The 9,771-nt window shown below is 56.6% G+C and carries 8 protein-coding genes; 6 read left to right on the top strand and 2 right to left on the bottom strand.

What is annotated here, in order from left to right:
• Positions 1-112: 112 nt before the first annotated feature.
• Together ACIQ20_RS14500 and ispF are read right to left on the bottom strand one after the other, a co-directional pair.
• Positions 113-607 carry a CinA family protein gene (locus ACIQ20_RS14500; RefSeq protein ID WP_290802730.1) on the bottom strand — a complete coding sequence of 165 codons (495 nt, stop codon included), beginning with the start codon at positions 605-607 and terminating at the stop codon, positions 113-115.
• 16 nt (positions 608-623) lie between these two features.
• Entirely contained in the window at positions 624-1,853 is a 1,230-nt protein-coding gene (gene ispF, locus ACIQ20_RS14495) for a 2-C-methyl-D-erythritol 2,4-cyclodiphosphate synthase (protein ID WP_395781505.1), read from the bottom strand.
• Between the two features lie 239 nt (positions 1,854-2,092).
• Between ispF and ACIQ20_RS14490 the strand changes: the two genes are divergently transcribed.
• The 6 genes from ACIQ20_RS14490 to hfq all read left to right on the top strand — a co-directional run bounded on the left by ACIQ20_RS14490 (position 2,093) and on the right by hfq (position 9,585).
• Positions 2,093-3,250, top strand: a complete 1,158-nt coding sequence (locus ACIQ20_RS14490) for a nitrogen regulation protein NR(II) (RefSeq protein ID WP_395781503.1) — start codon at positions 2,093-2,095, stop codon at positions 3,248-3,250.
• Between the two features lie 9 nt (positions 3,251-3,259).
• The gene (locus ACIQ20_RS14485; protein ID WP_395781501.1) at positions 3,260-4,675 is read left to right on the top strand and encodes a sigma 54-interacting transcriptional regulator; all 1,416 of its coding nucleotides are present in this window, start codon (positions 3,260-3,262) and stop codon (positions 4,673-4,675) included.
• A 49-nt stretch (positions 4,676-4,724) separates the two neighbouring features.
• Entirely contained in the window at positions 4,725-6,995 is a 2,271-nt protein-coding gene (locus ACIQ20_RS14480) for an ATP-binding protein (RefSeq protein ID WP_395781499.1), read from the top strand.
• Entirely contained in the window at positions 6,985-8,376 is a 1,392-nt protein-coding gene (locus tag ACIQ20_RS14475) for a sigma-54-dependent transcriptional regulator (RefSeq protein ID WP_395781497.1), read from the top strand. The genes ACIQ20_RS14480 and ACIQ20_RS14475 overlap by 11 nt, the downstream gene beginning before the upstream one ends.
• A 2-nt stretch (positions 8,377-8,378) precedes the next feature.
• The gene (locus ACIQ20_RS14470; protein WP_395781495.1) at positions 8,379-9,242 is read left to right on the top strand and encodes a D-amino-acid transaminase; all 864 of its coding nucleotides are present in this window, start codon (positions 8,379-8,381) and stop codon (positions 9,240-9,242) included.
• A 94-nt stretch (positions 9,243-9,336) separates the two neighbouring features.
• Complete coding sequence (gene hfq / locus ACIQ20_RS14465; protein ID WP_085339964.1) at positions 9,337-9,585, top strand: RNA chaperone Hfq; 249 nt, start codon at positions 9,337-9,339, stop codon at positions 9,583-9,585.
• Positions 9,586-9,771: the final 186 nt, after the last annotated feature.

Below are 9,771 nucleotides of genomic sequence, written 5' to 3'. Positions count from 1 at the left end.
TACGCCAAAGGGGACACACGGTCTCAAGGTCGCGGTGAAGGCTGGTTGCGCGACCAGCCTTCACTCGACCTCTCTATCACATCCAAAACACACAAGGGGAGGACTACTCGCCCTAAGCCTCTAACCCATCCTGCAACATGCGCAGCGCGACGCGGACGGCTTCGAGGCGCACCTTTTCGCGGCCAATGTCGCCGAACAGATGCTCCTCATGCCGGATTGAGCGGTTTTCGCGTGCGCTGGCGAAGTGGACGAGGCCGACGGGTTTCATGCCGGTGCCGCCGCCGGGGCCGGCGATGCCGGTGATGGCAACGCTGAGGTTTGCGCGGCTTTCATGCAGTGCGCCTTCGGCTAAGGCGCGGGCAACGGGTTCGGACACCGCGCCAAAGTCTGCCAATAGGTCGCCCGGTACGTGCAACATTTCTTCCTTGGCGCGGTTAGAATAGACGACAAAGCCGCGCTCAAACACGGCGGAAGAGCCTGCAATCTCGGTCAGAAGGGCGGCAACCAGACCACCCGTACAGCTTTCTGCAGTCGTAATTTTGATGCCGCGCGCTTCTGCATCCCCGATCAGCAGGCGGGCTGCCATGACGAGGTCTTGGGGGAAAATCGACATGGGTGCGATCCTAAGTTTGAGCAGTGCCAAAATCGGCGGGCAGGAGGATGGTAGCAGTAGCTTGGGCGGCGATGCCTTCGGCGCGACCGGTAAAGCCCATGCCTTCAGTTGTCGTGGCTTTGACCGAGACTTGGCTTTCGCGCAGCCCCAGCAGCTGTGCCGTTTTTTGAACCATGGCATCGCGATGTGGGCCGATCTTTGGGCGCTCACAAATGATGGTCAGATCGACATGATTGATGGTGCCACCAGCGGCCGTCACCATGTTTCCCGCATGGGCTAGGAAAATGCTGGACGCCGCACCCCGCCATTGCGGGTCGGTTGGCGGGAAGTGCTTGCCAATATCGCCAGCAGATAAGGCCCCGTAGATCGCGTCCGCCAAACAATGCCACGCCACATCCGCATCAGAATGCCCGGCAAGACCATGCGTGTGGGGCACTTCGATGCCGCACAAGGTCACAAAGCTGCCTTCCGCAAACCTATGTGCATCAAAGCCCGTCCCAATGCGGGGGAGAAGCTGCGGGGTGAGCAGGCGCGTCATACGGTCAAAATCCTCTGGCCAAGTAATCTTCTCAAGCATTGGGCTGCCCGCAACCACTTGGATGGTGGTGCCATGGGCTTTGGCAACAGCCACATCGTCCAAGAGCATTTGATCGGCGGCTATTGTCTCATAGGCCGCCTCGATCAGGCTCGCTTTAAAGGCCTGCGGGGTTTGGATGCGAATCAGCCCATCTCGCGCTTGGGCCTGTTCAACTTGGCCATTAGGGGCCAGCCACAAGGCATCGGCAATCGCCAGACCCGGTGCTGCGCCATCGGCCCCGTCCTCTAGAGCGGCGAACAGATTGTCTAGGACGGATTGGCTTAAGCCCGGCCGCGCCGCATCATGGATGAAGCTGAACAGGGCACCGACGCTCTGGGCTACGCGCAAACCATTGGCGACCGATTGCGTGCGCGTCTCACCAGCGTCTGCCAGCAGGATCGGTATGGAACCCGCGCATGCCAAAACCCGTTCGCGCATCTCTGGCGCACAAACGACGACAATCGAGCCAAACCGGGGATCGCGGCTGAAGGCTTCCAAGCTCCAACGCAGAATTGGTTTCCCTCCCAGTGACTGAAACTGCTTGGGTAGATTGTCATTCCCTGATCGTCCAGCCGAGGGAGAGGTCTGCTTCGCACGTGTTCCTGTGCCGCCAGCAACAAGGATCGTGACCGCCAAAATTGGGGAAGATTGGATAGAGGACATGGCAGAACCTTAGCCAGTTTAAAGCTGACACTCCAGCTACTTTGCCCGCGATGGCGTGAACTTGGCGATCCTCTCAAATTTGACCACGGAGCGGATGTCCTGCGCCTCCATGCCCAGAAAGGTCAAAAAAAGGCGAATTGTGCTCAAATATATTGCACTCAGCATAATGTGAGCTGCCGTTTTGACGTAGTCTGCCATTTATGTAAGCATCATGGTCTAACCAACTGGAAATGCCCGTTTTGGATCGCCTGAAAAACTCCTCCCTATCGGTTGATTATGTCCCCGGTCTCCCATCCGACCGAGAGGGGCAGATTGCGGCTGCTTTTTTAGAGGCTTTGCCTCTGCCTGCCTTGGGCGTTGAAGGGGGCGGGCAGATCATCTTGGCCAATGGGGCTGCGCAGGACATTTTTCTAAAATCTATACGCAGCATCAAAGCAAATGGCATCATGGGCCTGTTCAGTGAACATAGCCCCATTCATGATTTGATTGAACGGGCACGCACCACTGGATCGCCCGTCAGCGGTCGCGATATGACATTGCGAGGCCCGAGCTTTGGCGATTTTTCCTGCGACATCACAGCGTCACCCAGCGAAGACGGTGGCTTTATTGCCTTAGTGGTTCGCCCCAAGGGCCGCGGTCGTGATCTTTCTGAGCGCATGCAGGATATGGCAGGTGCGCGCTCTATGGCTGCTTTGGGTAGAACCTTGGCCCATGAAGTGAAAAATCCTCTGGCGGGGATACGCGGAGCAGCTCAGCTTCTTGTGCGTGACGCGAACCCCGCAGAGCTAGAGTTGGTCAATCTGATCGTGGAAGAAACCGACCGGGTCCGTCGTTTGATCGATCGCATGGAGAGCTTTGGTGCCGATCCCCCGATTGAGTTTGCACCTGTCAATGTGCACGCCTCGCTGGAGCGGGTCGCTACTTTGGCTGAAAACGGGTTTGCCCGCGATATCAGCGTCAAGCGCCGCTTTGACCCGTCTTTGCCCGATGCGCTGGGCGATGAAGACCAGCTGATCCAAGTGTTCTTGAACCTCGCCAAAAATGCAGCTGAGGCGGCCCAAAGTCGGCCAGAAGGCGCAGAAATCACTTTGGCGACGGCCTATCGCCATGGTGTGCGCATGCGCACACCGTCCGGGGAAGCCCGCGACTTGCCGTTGGAAATCGCCTTCTATGACAATGGCCGCGGCGTTGCCGAGGACGTGAAAGATTGTTTGTTTGAGCCCTTCGTCTCCACCAAGCCGGCCAGTGGCGGTTTGGGTCTACCTCTGGTGCAAAAGATCGTGAATGCCCATGGCGGGGTTGTCGATTTTGAGTCTGAGCCGGGACGGACCGTCTTTCGTGTGCGTTTGCCACTCTCCCATCAACGAACTGGTCCACAAACCAGTCGAAAGAATTAGGACTTAAACATGAGTGTTGCTGGGCGTAATGTTTTGATTGCTGATGATGATGCGTCAATCCGCTTGGTGCTGTCGCAGGCTCTTGCACGCGAAGGCTATCAGGTCCGCGCGACGGGTAATGCCGCAACCTTGTGGAAGTGGATCAAGGAAGGTGAGGGCGATTTGGTCCTTACCGATGTGATGATGCCCGATGGCAATTTGTTCGACTACTTACCACGCATGCGGATGGAGCGTCCCAAGCTGCCCATCATTGTCATGAGCGCGCAGAACACGCTTTTGACTGCCGTCTCCGCAGCCGAACATGGGGCCTATGAATATCTACCCAAGCCGTTTGATCTCGATGTGATGGTTGGCTTGGTGCGGCGGGCATTAGAGGGCAAGAAGGATTTCAACGCCTCTAACCAGCAACGCAAAGCGGAAAAGGAAGAACGTCTGCCGCTGATTGGTCGGTCGTTGCCGATGCAAGAAGTTTATCGGACGCTGTCGCGCGCGGCAGGCTTTGATCTGACGGTATTGATCGAGGGTGAGTCTGGCGTTGGCAAAAAGCTGGTTGCCCGGGTGCTGCACGAATATGGTCGGCGCAAGTCCGGGCCCTTTGTTACCTTAAGCTTGGCGGCCTTAGACCCGCGCAGCCTCGACCAAGCAATCGAAGGTCATAATGGAATTGGCCTGTTTGCCGAGGCCGCTGGCGGGACCCTGTTCTTAGATGGTCTTGCGGATACGCCTATGCCAACTCAAGCAAGACTTGCGCGCATTCTGGCCGATACCAGTGGCCAGAAGTCCGCTATGGGGGATGTACGACTGGTGGCGGCAAGCGACCGAGACCTAAAAGGCCTCGTCATGAATGGCAGCTTCCGCGAAGACCTCTATTACCGCCTGAACGTGGTAACCATCACAGTGCCGCCATTGCGCGAACGCATGAGCGATGTGCCAGACTTGGCGCGGGCATTCTTGGCACGCGCTACAAGGGACGGTTTAGGGGAAAAGGCGCTCGATAAATCGGGTGCAGAAGAACTCGAGACCTGGTCTTGGCCCGGCAATGTGCGCGAGCTTGAAAATGTCATGAGGCGCATCGCAGCCCTAAGCCCAGACCCGGTGATCGGTGCCGACACCATCCGGCGTGAGCTGTTTAGAGAGCGGAGCCAGCCGATTGTAACCGGTCATGTCGGGCAAGATGATGACCTAGAAACCGTTGCGCGAACGGCGATCTCAAAATTGATCGCGCAAGCCTCTGCGACCGGTAAGTCAATGACAGACTTGCACGAGAGTGTGATTGCCGCCGTCGAAAGACCTTTGTTTGAGCTAACGCTGCGCGAAACACGGGGCAACCAGATCAAAGCAGCGGATATATTGGGTCTAAACCGCAACACCTTGCGCAAGCGCCTGGCATTACTGGACATTGATGTGGGGCGTGGCAAAGCCTAACACAGGCTGGACTGTTGCGTTTTAGACACAATTGTGCTTTTTAGGGCACATGAGTTCACAGCAGTCGGTCTCTCAATCCAGCCCCGTTAGCGCCCGCAGCCCGGCTTTCTCCGATGCTGCCCATATCTCCGTCACGGATATGGGTGCCTATGTCGCGGCAATCATTCTGACCTTTATCGGTCTATTGTTTGCTGTTTCAGGCGGGGATATTGTTGGCCCTGCAAGCTCCTGGATTTTAGCGCTTTTAATCATCAGCGGTCTCTTGATCGCTTATCTGTCGCTGCGGGTTGGCAGCCGCGTGCTGGCGCTGCGCAATGCAGGCAAAAAGGCACAAACCGGCGCGCGCTTGCATTTGCGCTTTGTCATGTTGTTTGCCGCCAATGGCGTGATCCCGGTGATCTTGATTGCTTTGTTTTCAGCGCTGACCATCGGGCAAGGCGTTCAGGCTTGGTTTTCTGAACAAGTGCGCGAAGCCGTGCAAGCCACCCGGATATTGGGTAATCAGTCCGTCGATAAAACCGCGGAGACGACCAAAATTGACATCTCGGCCATGGCCGTCGATCTGAATGCTTCAGCTATCCAGCTCAAAGCCGACCCGCAGGCTTATCGGGACTATCTGGCGCTACAGGCCGATCGCCGTGGTTTTGTGGCTGCTTACGTCTTGAACGCCCAAGGCACCAAGCTGGCGGAAGCGCAGCGCCCGCAAGGGGTTCCAGAATTTACTATGCCTGATGCTGGCGACTTTGCCACCGCACAGGCCGGCGATGTCTCCATCAATATCGACCCATCGGCTGTGGTGCGCGCACTTTACCGCCTCGACGCCTTTTCAAACTCCTATTTGGCCGTCGTCAGACTGCCAGAGCCCGGGCAGCTTGCTTTGTTTGAGAAAGCCAAGGCCGCGGTTTACGCCTATCAGGTGATCGAAGAGCGCCAAGGCCTGCTGCGCCTTTTGTTCGCACTTGCCTATCTTGAGATCGTGCTTTTGGTGCTGATCGGGTCTGTCTGGTTGGGACTGGTGTCGGCGGGGCGGATCAGTGCGCCGATTGGTTTATTGGCAGATGCGGCCGAACGCGTGCGAGGCGGGGATATGAGTGCCCGCGTCGCCCAAGTTGGGGGAGGGGATGAAATCTCCGCCTTGGCGACCACCTTCAACAAAATGACGGGCGAGCTGCAGTTCCAGCGTCGCGCTTTGGAAGAGGCTGCCGAATATGCCGAAACCCGATCTGTCTTTATCGGGGCGGTTTTGGAAGGCGTTTCGGCTGGTGTTGTCAGTCTGGACGGCACCAATTGCGTCCGCGCCGCCAATGGGTCGGCAGGTCGTCTTCTACAAACCCATGATGATCGCCTTGAGGGCCGTGACTTTTCGGTGATTGCGCCAGAGTTTATGACCATTGTCGGAAGCGCTCGTCCGCTTCACCCAGCGCAAGGCCAAGCCGAGCGACTGGTGGGGGCAGAGACCTTGTTGTTTGACGTCCGCGCGGCTTATGCGGGCGATGATTTGGTGGTGACGTTCGACGATGTGTCCGGCCTTTTGGCGGCGCAACGCCAAGCGGCTTGGAAAGATGTGGCGCGCCGGATTGCGCATGAGATCAAGAACCCATTGACCCCGATCCAATTGTCCGCAGAGCGCCTAAAGCGCAAATATGCTGACGTGATCACCAAGGATCGCGATGTGTTCGTCCGCATGACCGACACCATCGTGCGGCAAGTGACCGACATTGGTCGCATGGTGGATGAGTTCTCTAGCTATGCGCGCATGCCTTCACCCAAATTTGCGGTCGATGATTTGAGCGAAGCCTTGCGCCAGGCTGTCTTTGCCCAACGGATCGCCAGCCCTGACATCGAAGTCTCCAGCACCCTGCCACCCGAACCTGTCCTAGTTTCGATGGACACCCGCCTTTTGATTCAAGCGTTTGCTAATATTTTGAAGAATGCGGGTGAGGGGATTGCGACCCGGCGCGCGCGCGAGGAAACCGATATCGCGGGTCAAATAGAGGTAAGCCTTCACCTCAATGAAAAGATGGCTTGGATCGAAGTGGTCGATAATGGCATAGGCTTCCCGGTCCATGATCGTCGGCGGCTGCTGGAGCCCTACATGACCACCCGCGCAAAAGGGACGGGGCTAGGCCTCGCCATCGTCGCGCGTGTGATGGAAGAACATGGTGGCAAGCTTGAACTTGCCGACCGAACTGACGGCGAGAACGGCGCACGGGTTTTGATGAACCTGCCTGTGCATATGGCCGACAACGCCTCAAACACCCCCGACATAAACACATCCCAACAAGAGCACTTAAGCTCGGAGTCTCCCCATGGCAGCTGAAATTCTCATCGTTGACGATGAAGCCGATATTCGTGATTTGGTTGGCGGCATTTTGGAAGACGAAGGCTATGTCGTTCGCTATGCCGCTGATTCAGACGGCGCGTTAGATGCCTTTCGTACCCGGCGCCCTGATCTGGTCGTCTTGGACGTTTGGTTACAAGGGAGCCGCCTCGATGGGCTAGAAATCCTGTCGGTCGTGCAAGGCATAGACCCAACCATCCCGATCGTTCTGATCTCTGGCCATGGCACGATCGAAACCGCCGTCAGTGCGCTCAAACGCGGGGCGTTTGACTTTATTGAGAAGCCTTTCAAGTCCGACCGCCTGATCTTGATCATTAGCCGCGCGCTCGAAAGCGCACGTTTACGGCGCGAAAACATGGCGCTGCGCGCCCGGGCTGTGGCAGGTGATGAGTTGATCGGCGAAAGCACAGTCATGCTTCAATTGCGCTCAGCCATCGAGAAAATCGCGCCGATGAACAGTCGCGTCTTGATCACAGGCCCGTCTGGCTCTGGCAAGGAAGTCATCGCGCGGGCCTTGCACGCAGGCTCTCAGCGCGCCGATGGGCCGTTCGTCGTCATCTCGGCAGCTGCCATTGCGCCAGAGCGCATGGAATCAGAACTATTCGGCGAAGAAACAAGCGAAGGTCGCCCCACCAAGATCGGGGTGTTTGAGCACGCCCATAACGGCACCCTATTGCTCGACGAAATCGCCGAAATGCCGATGGAAACGCAGTCTAAGATCCTGCGCGTATTGGTAGAGCAACGCTTCCGTCGCTTAGGCGGTAGTAGCGATGTGTCGGTCAATGTGCGGGTGATTTCCTCGACTGCGCGGGATTTACGAGAAGCCATTAGCATGGGTCGCTTCCGCGAAGACCTCTACCACCGGCTCAATGTTGTACCCATCCGCTCGCCCGCCTTGGCAGAACGGCGCGATGATGTGCCCCGCTTGGTAGAGCACTTTTCTAAACGTGTTGCCGAAGCCAATGGTGTAGCCCAGCGCCATTTTGGACCCGAAGCACTGGCGGCCATGCAGGCGGCGAGCTGGCCAGGCAATGTGCGCGAATTGCGTAATTTGGTGGAACGCATGCTGATCTTGGCTTCTGGCGATTCAAGTGCGCCGATAGATGCGGCCGCTCTGGCGCTAGACGGCGTGGGCGTGGGCGAGTTGGCCGACCGAACAGGCCTGCATCAATTGGTATCTTTGCCGCTGCGCGAGGCACGCGAATTGTTTGAGCGCGAATATCTGGCAGCTCAGATCACGCGCTTTGGTGGCAATATCTCGCGAACCGCGTCATTTATTGGGATGGAACGGTCGGCTTTGCACCGCAAACTGAAAAGCCTCGGTGTTGAAGGTACCCGCGGCTTCGATCTGGAGGGTTAAAAGTGCCAAGAATTGCCTATGTCGACGGCCAATTTGTGCGCCACGGGGAAGCCTCGATCCATGTTGAAGATCGCGGTCTGCAATTTGGCGATGCTGTCTATGAAGTCTGGGCGGTTCGTGACGGCATCTTGTTTGATTCAGAAGGCCATCTAGCTCGGCTTGCACGTTCTCTCGCGGCCCTACAGATCAAGGCACCTATGGGCAATGCCAGCCTGATGGTGATCGTACGGGAACTGATGGCGCGTAATAAGCTGAAAGACGGATTGGTGTATCTGCAAGTTTCCCGTGGCGTGGCACGTCGGGATCATCCATTTCCTGCCCATTCGCGTCCGAGCATTATCTTGACGGCACGGCCTATGAACATGGTCCAAGCGGATGCGCGCGCGGCCAAAGGAATTCAGGTTCAAACTTGCCCAGACAATCGCTGGGGCAGGGTGGATATCAAAACCGTCAATCTCTTGCCTAATGTTCTGGCTAAACAAGCCGCTCTAGAAGCGGGCTTCGCCGATGCATGGTTTGTCGATTCTGAAGGGATGGTTACTGAAGGTACTGCGCAGAACGCTTGGATTGTTGATTCTGAGGGTGTGTTACGAACGCGGCCTGCAACCCATGCCATTTTGCGTGGGATTACGCGCGACACGATCATCAAGACTGCGCAAGTACTAGGCTTTGCCTTTGAAGAAAAAGCCTTTTCCCGAGACGAGGCATTATCAGCGCAAGAAGCCTTCATTACTTCGGCTACCAGCTTTGTGACCCCGGTGATTGGGCTGGATGGCCACAAAATTGGCGACGGCACACCTGGTTCAATCGCACGGAAACTGCGGGAAACCTATCTTTCTCAACAAACATCAGTAAAAAAGCCTTAGACAGCATCCTTCTGGATTGAAATTTCAGAGAAGGACTGCCTAATGAGGAACTCAGGTGACGAGGTGCGTCATCCAAGAAAAGACAGGGCTAACAATGTCTGCCGACAAAAAACAAAATCTTCAGGACACATTTTTAAACGCAGTCCGCAAATCCCGCACGCCACTGACGATATTTTTGGTGAATGGCGTGAAACTTCAAGGCGTCGTCACTTGGTTTGACAATTTTTGTGTGTTGTTGCGCCGCGACGGTCAGGTCCAATTGGTTTATAAGCATGCCATCTCCACCATCATGCCCGGCGCGCCGGTGCAGATGTTTGAGGGCGATCCTGCGGACCTCGACTAAGTCTTTCTTGTCATTGAACGTCTTCAGGCTCATGCTGTCGCGGCTACAGATGGTCTGTGGGCGCGCAGAAAAGCTAGGATAATTGCATTTGATCGATCGTCAGGCGCCCGTGCAGCGGGCCTTGGTCATCCACCCCCTACGAAGCGACGCTTCTGCCAGTCGTGACCCTGAACTGCGGCTGATCGA

This window comes from Aquidulcibacter sp., from assembly GCF_044346625.1.
GTDB lineage: Bacteria > Pseudomonadota > Alphaproteobacteria > Caulobacterales > Aquidulcibacteraceae > Aquidulcibacter.
The sequence above is the reverse complement of the archived record's forward strand: the minus strand, read 5'-3'. Positions and strand labels throughout refer to the sequence as shown.

Coding starts and splice junctions, on each gene's coding strand:
- ACIQ20_RS14485 (WP_395781501.1), top strand. CDS start 3,260: ATGAGTGTTGCTGGGCGTAATGTTTTGATTGCTGATGATGATGCGTCA.
- ACIQ20_RS14475 (WP_395781497.1), top strand. CDS start 6,985: ATGGCAGCTGAAATTCTCATCGTTGACGATGAAGCCGATATTCGTGAT.
- ACIQ20_RS14480 (WP_395781499.1), top strand. CDS start 4,725: ATGAGTTCACAGCAGTCGGTCTCTCAATCCAGCCCCGTTAGCGCCCGC.
- hfq (WP_085339964.1), top strand. CDS start 9,337: ATGTCTGCCGACAAAAAACAAAATCTTCAGGACACATTTTTAAACGCA.
- ispF (WP_395781505.1), bottom strand. CDS start 1,853: ATGTCCTCTATCCAATCTTCCCCAATTTTGGCGGTCACGATCCTTGTT.